The following is a 19918-nucleotide window of genomic DNA, read 5'->3' on the forward strand; positions in this document are numbered from 1 at the left end:
AAAATTGCGCTTTAGAACCCTTAGACGAAATTATGTTGCCCACCCAAACGCGAGGCCCACCCATGACGCAGATGCAGAAAGACCGCCCCTGGCTCATCCGAACCTATGCTGGTCATTCCACCGCACAGGCCTCGAACGCGTTGTATCGCAGCAACCTGGCCAAAGGGCAGACCGGTCTGTCCGTTGCCTTCGATCTGCCGACTCAAACGGGGTATGACAGCGATCATACGCTGGCACGGGGCGAGGTGGGTAAAGTGGGTGTGCCCGTCTGCCATCTGGGTGACATGCGGGTTCTGTTCGACCAGATTCCGCTGGAGCAGATGAACACCTCGATGACGATCAACGCCACAGCGCCCTGGCTGCTGGCACTTTATATCGCCGTGGCCGAAGAACAGGGCGCGGATGTCTCCAAGCTGCAGGGCACGGTTCAGAACGATCTGATCAAGGAGTACCTGAGCCGCGGCACCTATGTCTGCCCGCCGAAACCGTCGCTGAAGATGATCGCGGATGTGGCCGAATTCTGCTACACCAACGTGCCGAAGTGGAACCCGATGAACGTGTGTTCCTATCACCTGCAAGAGGCTGGCGCGACACCTGAACAGGAACTGGCCTACGCGCTGGCCACCGCCATCGCCGTGCTGGACGAACTGCGCCCGCGCGTTCCGACCGAAGACTTCCCCGCGCTGTGCGGAAGGATTTCGTTCTTTGTGAATGCGGGAATCCGCTTTGTCACTGAAATGTGCAAAATGCGGGCATTCGTCGACCTTTGGGATGAAATTCTGCAACAAAGGTATGGGGTCGAAGACCCCAAATTCCGCCGATTCCGCTATGGCGTTCAGGTGAACTCTCTGGGTCTGACCGAGCAACAGCCGGAAAACAACGTCTATCGCATCCTGATTGAGATGCTGGCCGTGACGTTGTCGAAAAAGGCGCGCGCCCGGGCGGTGCAGTTGCCTGCTTGGAACGAAGCATTGGGTTTGCCACGGCCCTGGGATCAGCAATGGTCGATGCGGATGCAGCAAATTCTGGCTTATGAAACCGACCTGCTTGAATTTGGCGACCTGTTCGACGGCAACCCGGCCGTGGATGCAAAGGTCGAAGAGTTGAAAGAGGGTGCGCGGGCCGAACTGGCAAACCTCGAATCGATGGGCGGTGCTGTTGCCGCGATCGAATACATGAAATCGCGGCTGGTGGATTCCAACGCGGATCGCCTGAACCGCATCGAGCGCAATGAGACCGTCGTGGTCGGCGTGAACAAATGGACCGAAGGCGAGCCTTCGCCGCTGCAAACCGAAGATGGCGGCATCATGGTCGTCGACCCGGCAGTTGAACAGGAGCAGATCGGGCGGCTGAACGAATGGCGGGCGGACCGCGACGACAACGCGGTCGCAGCGGCTCTGGCGGCGTTGCGCGAGGCTGCGCAATCCGGGGCCAACGTCATGGAACCCTCGATTGCCGCCGCCAAGGCGGGCGTAACAACCGGCGAATGGGCCGAAGAGATGCGCAAGGTGTACGGCACCTATCGCGGCCCGACCGGCGTTTCGGGCTCGGTCTCGAACAAGACCGAAGGCCTAGAGGATCTGCGGGCCGCAGTGGACGCGGTCAGCGACAAGCTGGGGCGGCGTCTAAAGTTCCTGGTTGGCAAGCCGGGGCTGGACGGTCATTCCAACGGAGCCGAACAAATCGCCTTCCGTGCCCGCGATTGCGGTATGGATATCAGCTATGAGGGCATCCGCCTTACGCCCGAGGAAATTGTGACGGCCGCGATCGAGGACGACGCCCATGTCATTGGCCTGTCGATCCTTTCCGGCAGCCACCTGCCGCTGGTTCAGGATGTCATGGCCCGGCTTCGCGAAGCCGGACTGGATCATATCCCGGTCATCGTCGGCGGCATTATTCCGGATGACGATGCGGCAAAACTGAAATCATTTGGCGTTGCCCGAATTTACACGCCAAAAAATTTCGAACTGAATGCGATCATGGGTGATATTGTCACCTTGGCCGATCCAAAAAACCTTGCAGCGGAATAACGCACAAAACCGAGATTAATTCCCAGTTTCTATTCCCAAACCCGAATGAATGGATTACGGCATTGTTCGGGATGCGAAAGGCCAATTGGCCTTTCGTAAAATAAATGAATGGGAGAGAAATAATGGGGATCAATCTGGACAATATGTCCCGCAAGGACCTGTTGGAATTGCGCGATCAGATCGAAAAGGCACTTAAAACAGCGGAAAAACGCGAGCGCCAAAACGCCTTGAAAGCGGCAGAACAAGCTGCCGCCGAATTTGGGTTTTCACTGGCCGAATTGTCGAGCGACGCACCGCGTGGACCCAAAGGCTCAAAAGCTAAGGCAAAATACCGCAATCCGGCCGCACCCGAACAGACCTGGTCTGGCCGCGGTCGCAAACCGCAATGGGTACATGACGCGCTGAAATCGGGCGCGGATATCGCAGATCTGGAAATCTGACAGGGCTGGCCGGAAAATGACTATTCATATCGGCGCTGAAAAAGGTGAAATCGCTGAAACCGTTCTTTTGCCCGGTGATCCGTATCGGGCAAAATGGGCGGCGGAAACGTTTCTGACGGATGTCAGAAAAATCAATGACGTGCGCGGAATGCTGGGCTTTACCGGCACCTGGAAGGGAAATCCTGTAACCATTCAGGGCAGCGGCATGGGAATGCCGTCCCTGTCAATTTACGTCAATGAACTGATCCGTGATTATGGCGCGAAAACCCTGATCCGCATCGGCTCGTGCGGCGGAATGCAGGACAACGTCAATATCCGTGACGTTATTCTGGCCATGACCTCGACCACGCTCAGCACGCCTTCGCGCGGGATCATGAAAGAGCTGAATTTTGCCCCCTGCGCCGATTGGAGCTTGTTGCAGGCCGCAGCCAGCGCCGCGCAAGCCAAGGGCACGACCACGCATGTCGGCGGCATCTATTCGTCGGACGTATTCTACGATGAGCGTCCCGATCTGAATGAACAGATGGTCCGGCACGGGATTCTGGGCGTCGAGATGGAAGCCGCAGAGCTGTATATTCTGGCCGCCCGCCACAAATGCCGGGCGCTGGCGGTTCTGACCGTTTCAGACCATTTGCTGACCGGCGAGGCACTGCCGTCGTCAGAACGTGAAAGCAGCTTTGGCGACATGGTCGAAATCGCATTGCAGGCCGCGTTCTCGGACGCGACGTGACCAAGCTAGGGGCGATCCTTTCGCCCCTTGTTGCCCCGTCAGGCTAACGCCCATGCGACCGGTCATAACCGTTCGGATCAGGGCTTGCCCAGCCGTCCAGCGCACCGTCCAACGGGGCAAAGACTTCAACCAGCAACGGATGGCAGGTTGCGGTATCCGAAGAATGCACGGATGAACAATCCCCGCCCGGACATGCGCTCAGATTGCCTAACAGGTCGATCTCGGCAAAGAACTCCAGGTAATCGCCCGGACGGACGGGTGACGCCTTCATGAAATACTGACCGGTATCTCGCGTGAATCCGGTGCACATGAAAACGTTAAGGACGTCGTGAACTGCCTGCTCAGCCTCGGACATCTCAATTCCCAGATGGTCCGCCAGTGCGCGGGTCAGATTGGAGTGGCAGCAATGGTGGTATTGCGTCCCCGACAACAGGTTTCCGGTGTAAGGATCACACCGGGTTCCAATCACATCATGTACGGACCCGCCAAATTCGTCGATCCCGTACCAGTCCAGCGTGTCTTCGACAATCGTGGCCAAAGGGCGCAGGTTGGGAAAGCTTGACCACATCCGCTCTCCGGCTGTCAGATGCGTGCCATGCAGGGCGCGGGACTTTCCGGAATAGAATCGTTCCGATAAGTCGTTGAGATTCCATATATTCAGATCGCCGACCTGCGGCCCTTCGACAGAAGTGATGCGAAAGAAATGACCCGCCGGCACCTCGAAACACCGGGCATCGCGCGGGGGCACCAACACCACATCCGTCTTGATCGCATCCCTGCGGGCGCGCCGGTACAGCGCAAGATCAGGTATGGGCAAAGTGTCATTAGGATAACAGATCACCGGTTTTATCGCCCGGCGGGCCGCAGCATCTTCAGGGGGCAGAGCCATCTTCAGTCCATCCAGCTTTTTGGCCAGAGTGCCTCATATCGCCCGACCTGAAAAGCCTCGGCGTTCCGGCTAAGCCTGATTCCTCAGGCATTGCGTAGGCTGATCATTTGTTTGGACAACGGCCCCACAAAACGCGCAGGACCACGTGCCCTCTTTCAGATGCTGACGCCACCGGCAATCCCGGGTCAGAGACGAATGGCGCGACCTCCAAAAGAAATAGGCAATAACACCCGCAGCGAGCAAAAGCAGAAGAACTGGCATGGTTCTGCTTTGCTCATCTGCCGGTGAATTTCAAGAGGGTTGCCCTTGCCGCGCGCATCAAGCTGCGTTTGCGTATTCGAACAACTCAGGCTCACCCTCAGCCAGCCTCAGCACAGGTTCCGGCGTGTAATAGGCCCAGGCCTGACCCAGAATTTCCAATGCTTCGGACGCGTTGATCTTTTTGTTGTCTTTAGATTTTTTCATCGGAGTGACCCCGTTAGATCCTGTCACTCCTCCCTGTCGCAAAGATATAGCTGCAGGGTCACCGCTACATCATACAATTTTGCAGACGGGCAATGCGCTTGCCGCAAGGCGGCAAGCGCATATTGTCGTGTTTCGATTAAACGGCGCGCTCAACCATCATTTTCTTGATCTCGGCAATAGCCTTGGCCGGATTAAGCCCCTTGGGGCAAGTCTTGGCGCAGTTCATGATCGTATGGCAGCGATACAGCTTGAACGGATCTTCCAATTCATCCAGGCGCTCGCCCGTGGCCTCGTCCCGGCTGTCGATGATCCACCGATAGGCGTGCAGCAGAGCGGCGGGGCCTAGGTAACGATCACCGTTCCACCAGTAACTGGGGCAGGATGTCGAGCAGCTGGCGCACATAACGCATTCGTAAAGGCCATCCAATTTCTTGCGATCCTCGATGGATTGCTTCCACTCTTTCGCCGGGCGGTTGGTCTTGGTTTCCAGCCACGGCATGATGGAGGCGTGTTGCGCGTAGAAATGCGTCAGGTCGGGGATCAGATCCTTGACCACCGGCATGTGCGGCAGAGGATAAATCTTCACGTCGCCCTTGATCTCGTCCATGCCGTAGATACAGGCCAGCGTGTTGATCCCGTCGATATTCATTGCACAGGAACCGCAGATGCCTTCGCGGCAGGACCGGCGGAAGGTCAGGGTCGGGTCAATCTTGTTCTTGATGTAGATGAGCGCATCCAGAACCATCGGACCACAGTCGTCCATATCAACGAAATACGTATCCACGCGCGGGTTCTGCCCGTCATCCGGGTTCCAGCGATAAATCTGAAACTTGCGCACGTTGCTGGCGCCGTCCGGCCTGGGCCAGGTTTTTCCTGTCGTGATACGGGAATTCTTGGGTAGGGTAAGTTGTACCATTTCCGACCTCGTGAATTTCACGGCCATTGATACATACTGCAGCGCAAAAAGCCAACAGTATAGCCATTGAAACGCCGAATAAATTGGGAAATTTGACCTTTACAAACCTTTCTGCAGCACTGAGATTATTTGATGTTTTGAGACGGAAACCTAACTCATGCCGCCGACAAAAGTAGCCAACATACCTTTCGGCACCGGGAATCCGTATCAACACATGATGTACCAGAAATGCGGGCCGGAATTCATCCTGCGCGGAGCCCGAAATGGAGAATTCGCAACCTTTGGTCAGCCGGAATTCAGGGAACAGCACGGCATTGTTCATTTGCATTGGGACGATCGGTTGTTTCAAAGCAAGGACGGGCTGGCTGACTCCCATATTTCGCGTTTTCAGATAGCCCACGACAATCTGAGCCAGTTTCAGGACAATGGCGGCCGGGTTATCTGGACCATTCACAATCAGGTCGCGCATTCGAATCCCGGTGAGATTGAGTTATTCAGAGCCAGTCGCATACAGCTAACCATGCTTGTCGATCTGATCCACGTACACACTCCGCATGCCAAAAAGCACATGATTGAGGAGTACAATGCCGATCCGAAAAAGATCCGGCTGATCCCGCACCCCAGCTATCTTGACGTTTACGAAGATAGCCAGATCACCCTGAACCGCCCGCTTCCCGCGCGGGACAAGACCCGGTTTCTTACATTTGGCACAATGCGAGGCGGTCGCGAGCTGAACATATTGCACGCGGCGGTCGCTAAGCTGTCGCGACGGGGCTACGATTTTCATCTGCATGTTGCGGGCAAGGTATTTCCTGCCAATCGCCGCGTGATCCGCCAGCTACAGTCAGTCGACACTGTTGACGTGACCGATACGCGTATTCCCAACGAAGACATCCCTGAGGTTTTCGCGCAGGCCCATGCTTATGTGTTACCGTCCGCTCAGACATTCACATCCGGGACAGCCATGCTGGCACTCAGTTTCGGTCTGCCGATCATTGCCCCCGACACGGCAGCGCACCGAGATACCACACCCGAGGCCTGCCATGATCTGCTGTATCAGCCTCATAACGCGCGGGGTCTGATACGAATGCTGCGTCACGTGATGCAGATGACCGACCAGGAGCTATCCGAAAAACGGCAGGCCTGTTTCGATTTCGCCACAGCGCGGCACCCGGAGAACGTTAGCCAAATGCTCGCCAACACCCTGAAGGAGCTTGTCGGTGAATCAGGACTTTAGTTCCAGACTCTCATCTCTCAATAGCCTTCTTGATCTTCCCGATCTGGTGCGCATCGCCGATATCGGCGCCAACCCCATGCGCCATGATGCGCCCTATCGCGATCTTCTGGCATCCGGAAATTGCGACGTCATCGGCTTTGAACCCCAAGAAGAAACCATGCGCGACCTGATCCGGAAAAAGGGACCGAACGAGCAATATTTCAATACCGCTGTCGGCGACGGACGGCTGGCGACCCTGAACATCTACAAAGGGTCTGGCCTGACGTCGCTGTTGCACCTGCGCGATGCTACATTGCGGCACCTGAGAGGGTTGCGCCGAGCGGCCCGGCAAATAGGTTCGATGGAAATCCAGACACGAAAGCTGGATGATATTCAGGATCTCGGTCGCGTAGATTTTCTGAAAATCGACATTCAGGGGGCCGAGCTTTCCGTGTTCGAGGCCGGAAAAACCACCCTCAGGGATGTCGTTGCGATACAAACCGAGGTTTCGTTCTTTCCGCTTTACGAAGATCAGCCCGGTTTCGGCGAAATAGATACGCTCATAAGAAGCTTTGGGCTGGTTCCGCACAGCTTCGCCCATATCGAAAATCGTTTGGTTGTTTCAAAATGGTCCGGCCTGCTGACCGATTTCAAACCTTCGCAAATGCTGGACGGTGACATCATCTATCTTCGGGATCTGTCAATGCCCGACAAGATCGGCACGGCCGAGCTGAAACGAATGGCGATATTGTCCGAGGGTGTTTTCGGCTTCACGGATGTGAGCATCAAGATTCTTGAAATCCTGGCACAGCGGCAAGCAATTTCCGAAGCGGATACGCAGGCGTACATTCACCGCTACGTCGCAGCACAATAAGATAAGTATTTTCGCAGGCATTCGCCGCCTCGAGAGCGCAGGCCATTTTGTTTGGAAATGGCCTGTGGAATTGTTTAGAACGTCCGCGCCTTGGGCGCGATTTTCTTCAGGTTTATGCCACCTTGATCTTCGGTCGTCAGCGGATCGACAATAACGGGGCGATAGCTGAGATCGACCTTGTTGCCCTCGACACGGCTGACGGTGTGAACGCGCCAGTTTTTGTCATCGCGTTCGGTGAAGTCTTCATGTGCATGGGCGCCGCGCGACTCCTTGCGGGCTTCGGCACCGACGATAGTGGCCAGCGCGCTAGGCATCAGGTTTGTCAGCTCCAGCGATTCCATCAGGTCGCTGTTCCAGACCAAGCTGCGGTCGGTGACTTTCAGGTCGTCCATCTTGGCCGCAATCGCGGTCATCTTTTCGACGCCTTCCGCCATGGTCTTTGCAGTCCGGAACACGGCTGCATCGGCCTGCATGGTCCGCTGCATCTCGAGCCGCAGATCAGCGGTCGGGATTGCACCATCGGCATTGCGCACGGCGTCAAACCTGTCGAAGGCCTTGTCGACCGACGCCTGATTCAAAACAGGATTCGCCGCATCTGCGTCCACCACCTTACCGGCGCGGATCGCTGCCGCACGGCCGAAGACCACCAGGTCGATCAGCGAGTTCGACCCCAGACGGTTCGCACCATGCACCGAGGCACATCCTGCCTCACCCACGGCCATCAGGCCCGGAACCACGGCGGTCGGGTCTTCGGCGGTCGGGTTCAGAACCTCGCCCCAATAGTTCGTTGGAATACCGCCCATGTTGTAGTGCACGGTCGGCAGTACCGGAATCGGTTCCTTGGTGACGTCAACGCCGGCAAAGATCTTGGCGCTTTCCGAAATGCCCGGCAGACGTTCGGCCAACGCTTCTGCCGGCAGGTGGCTCAGGTTCAGGTGAATGTGATCCCCGTCCTTGCCAACACCGCGTCCTTCGCGGATCTCCATGGTCATCGAACGCGAGACATAGTCACGTGGCGCAAGGTCCTTGTACTGGGGCGCATAGCGCTCCATGAACCGTTCGCCTTCCGAGTTGGTCAGGTATCCGCCCTCGCCCCGTGCACCTTCGGTGATCAGGCAGCCGGACCCATAGATGCCGGTTGGGTGGAACTGAACGAACTCCATATCCTGCAGCGCCAGACCGGCACGGGCCACCATGCCGCCACCGTCACCGGTGCAGGTGTGGGCCGAGGTGGCGCTGAAATAGGCGCGGCCGTAACCACCCGTGGCCAGCACAACCATCTTGGCATTGAAGACGTGCATCGTGCCGTCGTCCAGCTTCCAGCAGACGACACCCTGACACTGCCCGTCTTCGGACATGATCAGGTCGATGGCGAAATACTCGATGTAGAATTCGGCGTTGTTCTTCAGCGATTGGCCGTAAAGCGTGTGCAGAATTGCGTGACCGGTTCGGTCAGCCGCCGCGCAAGTGCGCTGCACTGCGGGGCCTTCGCCGAACTCGGTAGTGTGACCGCCAAAGGGACGCTGATAGATCTTACCCTCTTCGGTCCGGCTGAACGGCACACCGTAATGTTCCAGTTCGTAAACCGCTTTGGGGGCCTCGCGCGCAAGATACTCCATCGCGTCGGTATCACCCAGCCAGTCCGAGCCTTTGACGGTGTCGTACATGTGCCATTGCCAGTTGTCGGGGCCCATATTGGCCAGCGACGCGGCAATACCGCCCTGCGCGGCAACCGTGTGCGAACGGGTCGGGAAAACCTTGGTTACGCAGGCTGTGCGAAGCCCCTGCTCGGCCATGCCCAGCGTGGCGCGCAAACCTGCCCCGCCAGCGCCGACAACGACCACGTCATATTCGTGTGTTTCGTATTCGTATGCAGCCATTTCGTTCAGCTCCGGGGTGTTACAGGGCGATGCGCGCGATGGCAAAGATACCAGCGGCAGCAGCAGCGTAGGACAGGCAGATTGTCAGGATGATCAGGACCTTTTTCATCGTGCCATGCACGTAGTCCTCGATCATCACCTGCGCGCCGTCGGCGAAGTGCTTGAAACCGACCGCGAGGGTCAGCGCGGCGACAATGGCCGGGAACGGGCGCGCATAGTAGTCGAGCACCACGTCAAACGGCTGCCCCAATATCGGTCCAAAAGTGAAAATGAACAGTGGCACTAGGATCAGCAACGCAACCGAGCTGACCTTCATCGCCCAGAAATGAGCCGTGCCGGACTTGGCAGAGCCCAGGCCAATCGCACGCTTGCGGTCGGTAAGATAACGCATGAGGGCCTCCTAATTATCCGACGATCAAAAGGGTCAGAACGGTCAGTACAACGGAACCGATCACAACGGCCCAACCCAGCTTGTAGGCGGTTGGAATGTCCAACCCCACAGCGTTGTCCCAGATAAGATGCCGCACGCCCGCCAGCAAGTGATACCACAGGCCCAGCAACGAAAAGGCCATGATCAGATCGCCCAGAACCGAGGTCAGCCACCAGTTGGCCCGCTCGAACGCTTCGGGCGATGTGGCAGCGGCCAGGAACCACCAGACGATCAGCAACGCGGCCACGATCATGGCGTTGCCGGTGATGCGCGTCAGGATGGACGTGACCGACGTCAACTGCGGACGATAAATCGACAGATGCGGAGAAAGCGGGCGGTTGCCCCGATTAACATCGGCCATGGCGGCTCCTTTTCGGTTGGCTACCGAAGGTTTTACCGTTTTTTGTGGGTCTGTCACGTGCTGCGGATGCAAAAAGCCGCATATTCGGTCCAAAATCACAGATAAAGTTAATATGTGATCACGGTAAATATTCTCGTGATCACAAATCACATATTGCGCCGCCTATGTTAGCGTTTTCAACGGCAAAGCAATGTGATCACGAATCTCATCTGCTCTGTCGCAAGCCCGCCGTCTGCTGCGTCACTTCGCGCAGCAGTTTCTTGCGGATACGCTCCGGGTAATCGTCAAATCCAGCCGCCGAGACGACAAATGCGCCCTCGCCGACAATGACATTCTCAAAGAAATAGGCGGTCAGATCCGGCTCGCTTTCTTCGATTGCGATGGCGTTTACGGTGATGCCCCGGCTGCGCAGAACCGCATGGAGCTGCGAGGGTTCAACCCCTTCGTTCGAAATCCCGTCCCCGGAAATGTCGATCAGGCGTCGTTTGCAGTCCGCAACCTCGTCAAAGCTGGGAACCGTCATCTCCAGTGCCTCGCCAATCGCCGTGGAAAAGTTGCGCCATACCCTTGGATCATCAGAAACCTGTTGGGAAAACCTTTCGAGCGCTTCGAAGCTGTCGATGCGGGTCCAGGGGATCGTGATCCTTTGGCGCGAAGACCCCGTCCACTGGACAAGCATCAGTTGCGCCTGCCCCCTGACAAGTGCCTCGGACACAACCGGGTCGCGCAATCCAGCAGACAGGCCATCCATCTGAATACGGAACTCCTGCGCGTCGACCGATCCTGATACGTCAACCGCCAGCGCCAGCGCCAGATCGCACGCGGCTGCCGGTGGAGCAAAGCAGAGACAGGCCAGAATATTGCGAAGCCAAGACATGAACGCAGATTAGCATGGTTGGCGCGATCTGCGTTCAAATGAATGTAATCTGTCAGATCGGCATCAGGGCCCAGTAGTCCAGATCCAAAAGAACGTCCGGCAGGTATTTTCCGTCATCGTTTCTTAACGCAAACGGTTCACCTCCCTTGGTCGCCACCAGTCGCAGACGGATGGCACCAATGCCGGGCGTGCCGGTTTCGGCCTTGTCCAGAACCTCGCTCCAAGCCTTGATCGTGTCGCCGGCAAAGCACGGATTGGCGTGGGCACCACCGTTCAGGCCGACGATCATCTGCGCGTTTGCCAGCCCGTTGAACGACAGCGCACGTGCCATCGAGATGACGTGGCCGCCATAGATCAGACGTCCTTCGGGTCGGAAGGTCAGATCGAAATGAACCTTGGCGGTGTTCTGCCACAGGCGGGTGGCCAGCATGTGCTCGGCCTCTTCCACGCTCACGCCGTCGACGTGATTGATGGTTTCGCCTGTTTTGTACGCATCCCAGCGGTGGGATTCGCCGGATTGTACAAAGTCATATTTCGAGAAATCGAGGCCCTGCGGCACCACCAGATCTTGCGGGTCCAGCACTTTTTTCAGATCCGGAACAACCGTTTCCGGCGCAGGGGCATCGGGGTTCGCTTTGCGCACCATGACCCAGCGGACATACTCGATCACAACTTCGTCGCGCTGGTTCAGCCCGCGGGTACGCACCCAAACCACACCGGTCTTGCCGTTCGAGTTCTGCTTGAGCCCGATCACCTCGGATTCCGACCGCAGTGTATCGCCGGGATAGACGGGTTGCAGCCAACGACCCTCGGCATAGCCCAGATTGGCCACCGCGTTCAGCGATATGTCGGGGACCGTTTTACCGAACACAACGTGAAAGGCGGCCAGATCGTCAATCGGGCTTTGCAGCAGGCCGCAATTCCGGGCAAATTCATCCGAGGAGTAAAGCGCATGCCGCGCGGGATAAAGCGCGTGATACAGTGCACGCTCGCCGGTCGTGACGGTGCGGGGCACCGCGTGATGCAGAACCTGCCCGACCGAATAATCCTCGAAGAAATGACCCGGATTTGTCTTTGCCATTATTGCTGTCCCAGTTTCATGTCAGGTGAATAGTCGGCCGCAACCTCTTTGGTCACGGCCTGCGCGCAGCGCATGACGTTGCCGGCCGGATCGAAGGCATAGGACGGCGATCCGTGCAATTCCCACCCTTTGGCCAGCGCGTCCGAAACCTTGTGGCAGAAGGCTGACGTGTCCTCCTCGGTCAGGAGACGGTAGAGAAATGCCATATTATCAGCTCCTTACGAGGGGAAAGGTGAGGGGCCGACCAACCCGTGGATGTAACCGATGACGCCCAGCAGAACAATCGAGGCCACAAAGAACATCGCGTCCTTGCCATAAGTGCCAGGTTCGCCGGGCGTCCATTCAGGCTCGGACCGGTTGATCACGATCACCTCGACTACGGCCCAGGCCAGAAGCCCGCCGAACAAGATGATCGACGCCAGATCGCCGTTTACCAGCAGGTGCGCGAAGGCCCATGTCTTGAACCCGGCCAGCATGGGGTGGCGCATGCCGTTGAGCAGCTTTCCCTTGGTTCCTGCGGGGCTCATCATGAAAATCGCGATCAGGACCAACAGGTTGTTGATGTGGATCATGAAGGTCGGCGGCGACCACACATGGATGAAATCGGTCATGCGGTAGCCGAAAATCATCAGCAGGACCGACACCAGCAGCGCCAATGCCACCGCGCCCTTGCCCTTTTCGCCCATGGCGGCGCGCTGTTCCGGACGGACGCGTTTGAACAGATGCGCCGCCCACCAAAGCGCCACACCAAGAATCAGAAGAAGAAAACCCATTGCCGGCTACCCCGCTTGCAAAGCCAATATTGCCTCTGCTTTTGCCAGAATTTCTCGTGCGGTTACAACGTGAAGGTTTTCAACAATCTTCCCGTCAACGACAGCAACCCCCTGACCCTGGGCCTCGACCTCTTCAAAGGCGGTGATCTGACGGCGGGCCAGATCGATCTCGGCGTCCGATGGCGCATAGGCTGCATTGGCGACGTCGACCTGCGCCGGGTGGATCAGCGTCTTGCCGTCAAAGCCCATGTCGCGACCCTGCGCGCATTCGGCGGCCAGCCCGTCATTGTCCTTGAAGGCGTTGTAGACGCCGTCGACGATAATGAGGCCCTCGGCCTTGGCGGCCAGCAGGCACAGGCCCAATGAGGTCATCAGAGGCAGGCGGTCCGGGCGGAACCGGGTTTGCAGTTCCTTGGCCAGATCGTTGGTTCCCATGACAAATCCGGCCATCAGGGGATGCGCCGCGATTTCAGCCGCGTTCAGTATGCCGCGCGGGGCTTCCATCATCGCCCAGATTGGCAGATCGCCGGTGATGGCCGCCAGCGCGTCCACATCTGCGGCAGAGTTGACCTTGGGCAGCAGCACGACGTCCGCGTCCGTGTCGCGCACGGCCTCGGCATCGGCGCGGCCCCATTCGGTGTCCAGACCGTTGATTCGCACGATCCGGACCCTGTTGCCGTAACCGCCTTGGGCCAGAGCACCTTTCAGCGTTTCGCGCGCATTGTCCTTTTCGTCTGCTGCAACCGCATCCTCCAGATCGAAAATAATCGCGTCCACAGGCAGAGTGCGCGCCTTGTCCAGCGCCCGTTCTTTCGAACCGGGGATATAAAGAACGGAACGATAGGGGCGCTGGCGCGGGTCCATCTGTCTTCTCCCAAAGAAATAATGTTGCGCGGAATGGGGCATTTTTTACCGGAAAGTTCAAGGCAAAAATCGCCGCAGCGCAGCATCGGCACGCAACGCTCGGCGGCTTAACCGGATTTCACGCCTCTGCCGTCAGCTTTTGAGGTCTTACAGCAAAGGGGTCGGATATGAGGATGACGGTTCTGAGGATGACATTGGGTCTGATAATCATGGTCGCCGCCGCGCAGCAGGTCTTTGCCCGGCCGGGCACTTGCGCCCCGCGCCCGGACGTAATCGAGCGGTTGGCGGCCACATACGGCGAAACACGAAAAGGCATCGGAATTGCCCGCCAGGGCGCGGTGATGGAGATCTACGCGTCGGACGAAACCGGCAGTTGGACCATCATCGTCTCCTTGACTAACGGTATGGCGTGTCTGGTCGCATCAGGTCAGTCCTATGAGGCGCTGGCGGATGCGCTGCCGCCAAAAGGTGACAAGATCTGACCCGTCAGGTCAGTGCATCCCAGATCAGCTTGGTTCCGGTCAGGGTAAGCAGGACGTAGGCGATGCCAAAGAACAGGCGCTCGGACATCATCCAGTGCGCCCGGACGCCCAGCCAGGCGCCGAGAATTGCGAAGGGTGCCAGCAGAAGGTCCGCCAGCGCGGTATGCCAGGTGAACAGGCCGAGAAAAGCATAGGGGATGAACTTGGCGACGTTGATCACCCAGAACACCAGAACGGTCGAGGCCTGAAACTCGGTCTTCGACAGGCGCTGTGACAGAAGATAGACGGCGGCGGGCGGGCCGCCGGCGTGGCTGACAAAGCTGGTGAAGCCTGCGACCAGACCGGCTGTCAGACCTGCCGAAGGCGGCAGCCGGTTGGCGAAGCCGCGCATCCAGCCCCGGGTTTGCGCGACATGCCAGATCACGAACCCGACCGAGATCCCGCCGATAAGAAGCCGCAGCAGGTCGTCATCGGTGGCGCGATAGAGCCATGCGCCCAGCGCCACGCCTGGCACGCCACCCAGGATCAACAGGCGCGAATCCGGCCAGCTCCAGCGTTTCCAGTAGGGCCCCAGGGTGGCCACGTCGATCACCATCAGGATCGGCAGCATCAGGGCAAGCGACTGCCCCGGCTCGAGGATCAGCGCCAGAATCGACGAGGACGCAAAAGCCACGCCCGAGCCGAAACCGCCCTTGGAAATCCCCGCAAATATCACCGCCGGGATCGCCACGGCAAAAAACATCAGGTTCAGATCGAACATGCGGGCGGCCCCGATTTGGCATATTTCCCAGCCGGTTTAGCGCAAACTGATTGCCCGGCGCAAACGGTATGCGGTCGCATGCCGCGCTGCGCGGCCCTTGCGCGAAACCCATTTAAGGACTAGCAAAACCGCGATTTCAAAACCGACCGGAGATATTCCAAATGGCCAGACCCAAGATTGCGCTGATCGGCGCGGGGAACATCGGCGGCACGCTCGCGCACCTTGCAGCTGTCAAGGAACTGGGTGACGTTGTCCTGTTTGACATTGCTGACGGGCTGCCGCAGGGCAAAGCGCTCGACATTGCCGAGTCCGGCCCGTCCGAGGGCTTTGACGCGGCCATGTCCGGCACAAGCGACTATGCGGATATCGCGGGCGCTGATGTCTGCATCGTCACCGCAGGCGTGGCCCGCAAGCCGGGGATGAGCCGCGATGACCTGCTGGGCATCAACCTGAAAGTCATGAAGTCGGTCGGCGAAGGCATCGCGGCCCACGCCCCCGACGCATTCGTGATCTGCATCACCAACCCGCTGGACGCGATGGTCTGGGCCCTGCGCGAATTCTCGGGTCTGCCCCACAACAAGGTCTGCGGTATGGCGGGCGTTCTGGATTCGGCGCGCTTTGCGCATTTCCTGTCGGAAGAGTTCAACGTCTCGATGCGCGACGTCACCGCCTTTGTCCTGGGCGGCCACGGCGACACCATGGTGCCGTCGGTCCGTTATTCGACCGTCGCCGGCATCCCGCTGCCCGATCTGGTCGAGATGGGCTGGACCACGCAGGAGAAACTGGACGCCATCGTGCAGCGCACCCGTGACGGCGGCGCCGAAATCGTTGGCCTGCTGAAAACCGGTTCGGCTTATTACGCGCCCGCCACCTCGGCGATCGAAATGGCCGAGGCCTATCTGAAAGACCAAAAGCGCGTTCTGCCTTGCGCGGCCTATTGCAACGGTGAGTTCGGCGTCGATGGGATGTATGTTGGTGTGCCGACCGTTATCGGTGCCGGCGGCATCGAGCGGATCGTCGACATCAAGCTGAACGAAGACGAGCAGGCGGGGTTCGACAACTCGGTCAACGCCGTCAAAGGTCTGATCGAAGCCTGCAAGGGCATCGACGGCTCGCTGAGCTAATCTCGCGCCTGCACTAAAGCTGAGCCGGTCCGTTTCGGGCCGGCTCTTTTTTCATACTATCCGGACGACGACGGATTTCAGAACAAAACCCAATCGGCAGTGTTGGCGCAAACGTCGCAAATGCCTTTTTTGAATATGTTTTCCAGAGCGGTCAAAGAACTTTCGAATCAATGACGACGGCGGTTGAATTTTGTGATCACACGATAAAACGCTGTGATCACAAATCCGAAAAATCTTCGCCAATTTCCCCACCCCCATCAAAAAACCCTTTAAACTTGTCCCTTAGACCCCCCTATAACGGTTTAATCGTAGTCAGACGGGACAGTTTCGATGAACATTCACGAATATCAGGCCAAGGCTCTTCTTCGCAGCTATGGCGCTCCGGTCTCCGAGGGTCGCGCGGTTCTGCGCGCCGAGGAAGCCAAAACCGCAGCCGGTGAACTGGATGGACCGCTTTGGGTCGTCAAAGCGCAGATCCATGCGGGTGGGCGCGGCAAGGGCTCATTCAAGGAAGCCGATGCCGGCGAAAAGGGCGGCGTCCGTCTGACCAAGTCGGTGGAGGAAGCCGCCGAAGAAGCCAAGAAGATGCTGGGCCGCACACTGGTCACCCATCAGACCGGCCCGGCTGGCAAGCAGGTCAACCGCATCTATATCGAAGCCGGTTCGGGCATCGAGCGTGAACTGTACCTGGCCCTGCTGGTGGACCGCCAGACCAGCCGCATCTCGTTCGTATGCTCGACCGAAGGCGGCATGGACATCGAAGAGGTGGCCGCAGCCACGCCCGAGAAAATCCTGTCCTTCTCAGTTGATCCCGCAACCGGCTATCAGGCCTATCACGGCCGCCGCATCGCTTTCTCGCTGGGTCTGGAAGGCGCGCAGGTCAAGCAATGCGTCAAGCTGATGAACCAGCTCTATAACGCCTTCGTCGAGAAGGACATGGAGATGCTGGAGATCAACCCGTTGATCATCTCGGACAAGGGCGACCTCAAGGTGCTGGACGCCAAGGTCGGCTTTGACGGCAACGCGGTCTACCGCCACCCCGATATCGCCGAACTGCGCGACACGACCGAGGAAGATCCCAAGGAACTGGAAGCGTCGAAATACGACCTGAACTACATCGCGCTGGACGGTGAGATCGGCTGCATGGTCAACGGCGCGGGTCTGGCGATGGCGACGATGGATATCATCAAGCTCTATGGGGCCGAGCCCGCCAACTTCCTGGACGTTGGCGGCGGTGCTACCAAAGAGAAAGTGACCGAAGCGTTCAAGATCATCACCAGCGATCCGAACGTCAAAGGCATTCTGGTCAACATCTTCGGCGGCATCATGCGTTGTGACGTAATTGCCGAGGGCGTTGTCGCGGCTGTGAAAGAAGTCGGCCTGAAAGTACCGCTGGTCGTGCGCCTGGAAGGCACGAATGTCGAGAAGGGCAAAGAGATCATCAACACCTCCGGCCTGGACGTGATTGCGGCAGACAACCTGAAAGACGGTGCCGAGAAGATCGTGAAGGCGGTCAAGGGGTAAGCTCGGGTAGCTGGTTCAACCACAGGGGCTGATAGGACATCCGGGATGCGCAGCGGTCTGAGAAACGCGTTTGAAAACTTGAGCTGGGCGGGGCGCCATAAAGGGCCGCGCTCGGGTCAGGGCTCGACGCTTGAGGCGACGGCTCCGCTACGCGCGGCACTGCCCGGGATCTTTGAAAGTTATCGGGTCCGGGCATTTCTTGATGCGCCCTGTGGGGACTGGACATGGATGCAGCATGTGGATCTGACGGGCATCGACTATACCGGCGGCGATATCTCGCTTGAGGTGGTTGACGCGGTCAAAGCCCGGCACGGGGCACCGGGTCGTTCCTTCATGCATCTGGACATCACGTCCGATCCGTTGCCCCGGGTCGACCTGATGATGTGCCGGGATTGCCTGTTTCACCTGAAATGGTGGCTGCGCTGGGCCTTCTTCGAAAATTTCGTGCAAAGCGGGACACCCTACCTGTTGACCACAATGCATTACGTTCCCGTCAATGGAAGGCTAAGAGCCAATGCTGGCTTTCAAAGGTTCAACCCCTGCGCCGCGCCATTTAATTTCGAAGACCCCGTTGAGACCATTTCGGAAACAGGCGAGATCAACCTGGACCCCGAGTATCTGCAAAGCCCGGCGGGGCAGAACCAGCGGTCATTGGGGATTTGGTTACGCGAACAGGTCATCGCCGCCCTTGAGCGGCACAGAGGTGCGTCATGAAAGGCGCTGAAACTCTGTCATGATCCGTTGGGCATTAATATCGCTTTTGACGCTGGCGCAACCGGTTCCGGCGCAGCAAGGCGTAACGCTGCGTGATGCGGCGCAGGCCAATGTCACCGGCCTGACCTATTGGTGTGTCGAGGTGATGTTCCGTCGGGCGCAGGCCGCGCAGGCCTTTCCGGCGGCGGGGTTCACCTATCGCAAGGTCGATCGCGGCGTGAACGAATACGGCATTCATCGGGGCAGCAGCCACTATTTCGACGCACCCGCAAACACGGCGCATGCCGAGGTGGACGATACCAGCCGTCCCGCCGGTCTTTGCACTGTGTACACAACCCATCTGAATCAGGCGGACATGGCGGCGATCGTGGGCCGAACGCTTTACCAGTATTTTCCGACGACTGAGCAGTTCAGCCCGACAAGCTGGCATATCTCATTAGACGGCGGCTTGCCGTTGATCATTGAACTCTCAACCATCCAGAACAACCACAGATATGAAACTCCGGGCACTGTGCGCGTCTCTATGACCTATCCCGGCTAGCAGGAACAAAGGAAAGTAAATGGCAGTCCTCATCGACGAAAACACCAAAGTCATCTGTCAGGGCTTCACCGGCTCGCAGGGCACATTCCACTCTGAGCAGGCCATCGCCTATGGCACCAAGATGGTCGGCGGTGTAACCCCGGGCAAAGGTGGCATGACCCATCTTGACCTGCCCGTGTTCAACTCGGTCCACGAGGCCAAGCATGTGACCGAAGCCAACGCCAGCGTGATCTACGTTCCTCCGCCGTTTGCAGCCGACTCGATCCTCGAAGCGATCGATGCCGAGATGGAAGTGATCGTCTGCATCACCGAAGGCATCCCGGTTCTGGACATGATGAAGGTGAAGCGTGCTCTGGAAGGTTCGAAATCGCGCCTGATCGGCCCGAACTGCCCCGGTGTCATCACACCCGACGCCTGCAAGATCGGCATCATGCCCGGCCACATCCACAAGCGCGGCTCGGTCGGCGTTGTGTCGCGTTCGGGCACCCTGACCTATGAGGCCGTCAAGCAGACCACCGATGTGGGTCTGGGCCAGTCCACCTGCGTCGGCATCGGTGGCGACCCGATTAAAGGGACCGAGCATATCGACGTGCTGGAATGGTTCCTGGCCGACGACGAAACCGAGTCGATCATCATGATCGGTGAAATCGGTGGCTCGGCCGAGGAAGAAGCCGCGCAGTTCCTGGCGGATGAGGCCAAGAAAGGCCGCAAAAAGCCAACCGCCGGTTTCATCGCAGGCCGCACAGCCCCTCCGGGCCGTCGCATGGGCCATGCAGGCGCGATTGTCGCCGGTGGCAAAGGTGGTGCCGAGGACAAGATCGAAGCCATGCGCTCGGCCGGTATCGTCGTGGCCGAAAGTCCTGCCCAGCTGGGTGAGGCTGTGCTGGAAGCGATTGGGTAAATGAATAAGAACCGGGCATATGCTCTGAGGGCAGCGCCCGAAAAAC

24 protein-coding genes are annotated in these 19918 nt (G+C 58.3%); 11 read left to right on the forward strand and 13 right to left on the reverse strand.

Annotated elements, in window-relative coordinates; translation table 11 throughout:
- Window positions 1-62: 62 nt before the first annotated feature.
- The 3 genes from ACR0FE_RS08865 to deoD all read left to right on the forward strand — a co-directional run bounded on the left by ACR0FE_RS08865 (window position 63) and on the right by deoD (window position 3200).
- Window positions 63-2030 carry a methylmalonyl-CoA mutase family protein gene (locus ACR0FE_RS08865; RefSeq protein ID WP_480912493.1) on the forward strand — a complete coding sequence of 656 codons (1968 nt, stop codon included), beginning with the start codon at window positions 63-65 and terminating at the stop codon, window positions 2028-2030.
- A gap of 122 nt (window positions 2031-2152) precedes the next feature.
- Entirely contained in the window at window positions 2153-2470 is a 318-nt protein-coding gene (locus tag ACR0FE_RS08870; RefSeq protein ID WP_170614421.1) for an H-NS histone family protein, read from the forward strand.
- Between the two features lie 16 nt (window positions 2471-2486).
- Entirely contained in the window at window positions 2487-3200 is a 714-nt protein-coding gene (gene deoD, locus ACR0FE_RS08875) for a purine-nucleoside phosphorylase (RefSeq protein WP_480912495.1), read from the forward strand.
- A 43-nt stretch (window positions 3201-3243) separates the two neighbouring features.
- On the opposite strand, the gene ACR0FE_RS08880 is transcribed toward deoD, so the two are convergent.
- From ACR0FE_RS08880 to ACR0FE_RS08895, 4 genes are all read right to left on the reverse strand, one after another.
- Complete coding sequence (locus tag ACR0FE_RS08880) at window positions 3244-4089, reverse strand: urea carboxylase-associated family protein (RefSeq protein ID WP_480912496.1); 846 nt, start codon at window positions 4087-4089, stop codon at window positions 3244-3246.
- A 318-nt stretch (window positions 4090-4407) separates the two neighbouring features.
- Entirely contained in the window at window positions 4408-4554 is a 147-nt protein-coding gene (locus tag ACR0FE_RS08885) for a hypothetical protein (RefSeq protein WP_480904784.1), read from the reverse strand.
- Between the two features lie 136 nt (window positions 4555-4690).
- Window positions 4691-5470, reverse strand: a complete 780-nt coding sequence (locus ACR0FE_RS08890; RefSeq protein ID WP_480912497.1) for a succinate dehydrogenase iron-sulfur subunit — start codon at window positions 5468-5470, stop codon at window positions 4691-4693.
- Window positions 5355-5939 (reverse strand): hypothetical protein, encoded by a 585-nt coding sequence (locus tag ACR0FE_RS08895; protein ID WP_480912499.1) that lies wholly within the window; start codon window positions 5937-5939, stop codon window positions 5355-5357. Before ACR0FE_RS08895 ends, ACR0FE_RS08890 begins: the two co-directional genes overlap by 116 nt.
- Window positions 5940-5990: 51 nt before the next feature.
- Between ACR0FE_RS08895 and ACR0FE_RS08900 the strand changes: the two genes are divergently transcribed.
- Window positions 5991-6707, forward strand: coding sequence for a glycosyltransferase family 4 protein (locus ACR0FE_RS08900; RefSeq protein WP_480912501.1), 717 nt, complete (start codon window positions 5991-5993; stop codon window positions 6705-6707).
- Window positions 6691-7560, forward strand: a complete 870-nt coding sequence (locus tag ACR0FE_RS08905; RefSeq protein ID WP_480912502.1) for an FkbM family methyltransferase — start codon at window positions 6691-6693, stop codon at window positions 7558-7560. The genes ACR0FE_RS08900 and ACR0FE_RS08905 overlap by 17 nt, the downstream gene beginning before the upstream one ends.
- Window positions 7561-7634: 74 nt before the next feature.
- Here ACR0FE_RS08905 and sdhA read toward each other — a convergent pair whose 3' ends face one another.
- The 8 genes from sdhA to ACR0FE_RS08945 all read right to left on the reverse strand — a co-directional run bounded on the left by sdhA (window position 7635) and on the right by ACR0FE_RS08945 (window position 13826).
- Window positions 7635-9440, reverse strand: a complete 1806-nt coding sequence (gene sdhA / locus ACR0FE_RS08910) for a succinate dehydrogenase flavoprotein subunit (protein ID WP_170614413.1) — start codon at window positions 9438-9440, stop codon at window positions 7635-7637.
- A 19-nt stretch (window positions 9441-9459) separates the two neighbouring features.
- Window positions 9460-9831 (reverse strand): succinate dehydrogenase, hydrophobic membrane anchor protein, encoded by a 372-nt coding sequence (gene sdhD, locus ACR0FE_RS08915; protein WP_170614412.1) that lies wholly within the window; start codon window positions 9829-9831, stop codon window positions 9460-9462.
- A gap of 13 nt (window positions 9832-9844) precedes the next feature.
- Window positions 9845-10231: a succinate dehydrogenase, cytochrome b556 subunit gene (gene sdhC, locus ACR0FE_RS08920; protein ID WP_170614411.1), complete on the reverse strand. Its 387-nt coding sequence runs from the start codon at window positions 10229-10231 to the stop codon at window positions 9845-9847.
- Window positions 10232-10436: 205 nt separating this feature from the next.
- The gene (locus tag ACR0FE_RS08925) at window positions 10437-11108 is read right to left on the reverse strand and encodes a DUF1194 domain-containing protein (RefSeq protein WP_480904772.1); all 672 of its coding nucleotides are present in this window, start codon (window positions 11106-11108) and stop codon (window positions 10437-10439) included.
- A gap of 52 nt (window positions 11109-11160) precedes the next feature.
- Window positions 11161-12189 carry a MaoC family dehydratase gene (locus ACR0FE_RS08930; protein WP_480813107.1) on the reverse strand — a complete coding sequence of 343 codons (1029 nt, stop codon included), beginning with the start codon at window positions 12187-12189 and terminating at the stop codon, window positions 11161-11163.
- Window positions 12189-12395, reverse strand: a complete 207-nt coding sequence (locus tag ACR0FE_RS08935; RefSeq protein ID WP_170614408.1) for a DUF1737 domain-containing protein — start codon at window positions 12393-12395, stop codon at window positions 12189-12191. Before ACR0FE_RS08935 ends, ACR0FE_RS08930 begins: the two co-directional genes overlap by 1 nt.
- A 12-nt stretch (window positions 12396-12407) precedes the next feature.
- Window positions 12408-12962, reverse strand: a complete 555-nt coding sequence (locus ACR0FE_RS08940; RefSeq protein WP_321249260.1) for an NnrU family protein — start codon at window positions 12960-12962, stop codon at window positions 12408-12410.
- 6 nt (window positions 12963-12968) lie between these two features.
- Window positions 12969-13826 carry an HpcH/HpaI aldolase/citrate lyase family protein gene (locus ACR0FE_RS08945; protein ID WP_480912504.1) on the reverse strand — a complete coding sequence of 286 codons (858 nt, stop codon included), beginning with the start codon at window positions 13824-13826 and terminating at the stop codon, window positions 12969-12971.
- A 167-nt stretch (window positions 13827-13993) separates the two neighbouring features.
- Here ACR0FE_RS08945 and ACR0FE_RS08950 point away from each other — a divergent pair, with 167 nt between their 5' ends.
- Window positions 13994-14308: a hypothetical protein gene (locus ACR0FE_RS08950; protein WP_480912506.1), complete on the forward strand. Its 315-nt coding sequence runs from the start codon at window positions 13994-13996 to the stop codon at window positions 14306-14308.
- Window positions 14309-14312: 4 nt separating this feature from the next.
- On the opposite strand, the gene ACR0FE_RS08955 is transcribed toward ACR0FE_RS08950, so the two are convergent.
- Complete coding sequence (locus ACR0FE_RS08955) at window positions 14313-15068, reverse strand: sulfite exporter TauE/SafE family protein (RefSeq protein ID WP_480912507.1); 756 nt, start codon at window positions 15066-15068, stop codon at window positions 14313-14315.
- Window positions 15069-15229: 161 nt separating this feature from the next.
- On the opposite strand from ACR0FE_RS08955, the gene mdh reads away from it, so the two are divergent.
- The 5 genes from mdh to sucD all read left to right on the forward strand — a co-directional run bounded on the left by mdh (window position 15230) and on the right by sucD (window position 19872).
- Window positions 15230-16192: a malate dehydrogenase gene (mdh, locus tag ACR0FE_RS08960; protein ID WP_170614403.1), complete on the forward strand. Its 963-nt coding sequence runs from the start codon at window positions 15230-15232 to the stop codon at window positions 16190-16192.
- A 330-nt stretch (window positions 16193-16522) separates the two neighbouring features.
- Window positions 16523-17716, forward strand: coding sequence for an ADP-forming succinate--CoA ligase subunit beta (sucC, locus tag ACR0FE_RS08965; protein WP_170614402.1), 1194 nt, complete (start codon window positions 16523-16525; stop codon window positions 17714-17716).
- Between the two features lie 45 nt (window positions 17717-17761).
- Window positions 17762-18430 carry a class I SAM-dependent methyltransferase gene (locus ACR0FE_RS08970; protein ID WP_480912509.1) on the forward strand — a complete coding sequence of 223 codons (669 nt, stop codon included), beginning with the start codon at window positions 17762-17764 and terminating at the stop codon, window positions 18428-18430.
- 19 nt (window positions 18431-18449) lie between these two features.
- A complete protein-coding gene (locus ACR0FE_RS08975) occupies window positions 18450-18971 on the forward strand; it encodes a hypothetical protein (RefSeq protein WP_480912511.1) in 522 nt (173 codons plus the stop codon).
- Between the two features lie 19 nt (window positions 18972-18990).
- Entirely contained in the window at window positions 18991-19872 is an 882-nt protein-coding gene (gene sucD, locus ACR0FE_RS08980) for a succinate--CoA ligase subunit alpha (RefSeq protein WP_058278790.1), read from the forward strand.
- Window positions 19873-19918: the final 46 nt, after the last annotated feature.

Source organism: Ruegeria sp. K7 (assembly GCF_056531785.1).

What these genes read in the sequence shown, in the direction of transcription:
- mdh (WP_170614403.1), top strand. Translation starts at nt 15,230, where the DNA reads ATGGCCAGACCCAAGATTGCGCTGATCGGCGCGGGGAACATCGGCGGC.
- sucC (WP_170614402.1), top strand. Translation starts at nt 16,523, where the DNA reads ATGAACATTCACGAATATCAGGCCAAGGCTCTTCTTCGCAGCTATGGC.
- ACR0FE_RS08900 (WP_480912501.1), top strand. Translation starts at nt 5,991, where the DNA reads ATGCTTGTCGATCTGATCCACGTACACACTCCGCATGCCAAAAAGCAC.
- ACR0FE_RS08895 (WP_480912499.1), bottom strand. Translation starts at nt 5,939, where the DNA reads ATGCGCGACCTGATTGTGAATGGTCCAGATAACCCGGCCGCCATTGTC.
- ACR0FE_RS08950 (WP_480912506.1), top strand. Translation starts at nt 13,994, where the DNA reads ATGAGGATGACGGTTCTGAGGATGACATTGGGTCTGATAATCATGGTC.
- ACR0FE_RS08955 (WP_480912507.1), bottom strand. Translation starts at nt 15,068, where the DNA reads ATGTTCGATCTGAACCTGATGTTTTTTGCCGTGGCGATCCCGGCGGTG.
- ACR0FE_RS08880 (WP_480912496.1), bottom strand. Translation starts at nt 4,089, where the DNA reads ATGGCTCTGCCCCCTGAAGATGCTGCGGCCCGCCGGGCGATAAAACCG.
- ACR0FE_RS08975 (WP_480912511.1), top strand. Translation starts at nt 18,450, where the DNA reads ATGATCCGTTGGGCATTAATATCGCTTTTGACGCTGGCGCAACCGGTT.
- ACR0FE_RS08935 (WP_170614408.1), bottom strand. Translation starts at nt 12,395, where the DNA reads ATGGCATTTCTCTACCGTCTCCTGACCGAGGAGGACACGTCAGCCTTC.
- deoD (WP_480912495.1), top strand. Translation starts at nt 2,487, where the DNA reads ATGACTATTCATATCGGCGCTGAAAAAGGTGAAATCGCTGAAACCGTT.
- ACR0FE_RS08865 (WP_480912493.1), top strand. Translation starts at nt 63, where the DNA reads ATGACGCAGATGCAGAAAGACCGCCCCTGGCTCATCCGAACCTATGCT.
- sdhC (WP_170614411.1), bottom strand. Translation starts at nt 10,231, where the DNA reads ATGGCCGATGTTAATCGGGGCAACCGCCCGCTTTCTCCGCATCTGTCG.
- ACR0FE_RS08970 (WP_480912509.1), top strand. Translation starts at nt 17,762, where the DNA reads ATGCGCAGCGGTCTGAGAAACGCGTTTGAAAACTTGAGCTGGGCGGGG.
- ACR0FE_RS08930 (WP_480813107.1), bottom strand. Translation starts at nt 12,189, where the DNA reads ATGGCAAAGACAAATCCGGGTCATTTCTTCGAGGATTATTCGGTCGGG.
- sdhD (WP_170614412.1), bottom strand. Translation starts at nt 9,831, where the DNA reads ATGCGTTATCTTACCGACCGCAAGCGTGCGATTGGCCTGGGCTCTGCC.
- ACR0FE_RS08940 (WP_321249260.1), bottom strand. Translation starts at nt 12,962, where the DNA reads ATGGGTTTTCTTCTTCTGATTCTTGGTGTGGCGCTTTGGTGGGCGGCG.
- ACR0FE_RS08870 (WP_170614421.1), top strand. Translation starts at nt 2,153, where the DNA reads ATGGGGATCAATCTGGACAATATGTCCCGCAAGGACCTGTTGGAATTG.
- ACR0FE_RS08925 (WP_480904772.1), bottom strand. Translation starts at nt 11,108, where the DNA reads ATGTCTTGGCTTCGCAATATTCTGGCCTGTCTCTGCTTTGCTCCACCG.
- sdhA (WP_170614413.1), bottom strand. Translation starts at nt 9,440, where the DNA reads ATGGCTGCATACGAATACGAAACACACGAATATGACGTGGTCGTTGTC.
- ACR0FE_RS08890 (WP_480912497.1), bottom strand. Translation starts at nt 5,470, where the DNA reads ATGGTACAACTTACCCTACCCAAGAATTCCCGTATCACGACAGGAAAA.
- sucD (WP_058278790.1), top strand. Translation starts at nt 18,991, where the DNA reads ATGGCAGTCCTCATCGACGAAAACACCAAAGTCATCTGTCAGGGCTTC.
- ACR0FE_RS08945 (WP_480912504.1), bottom strand. Translation starts at nt 13,826, where the DNA reads ATGGACCCGCGCCAGCGCCCCTATCGTTCCGTTCTTTATATCCCCGGT.
- ACR0FE_RS08885 (WP_480904784.1), bottom strand. Translation starts at nt 4,554, where the DNA reads ATGAAAAAATCTAAAGACAACAAAAAGATCAACGCGTCCGAAGCATTG.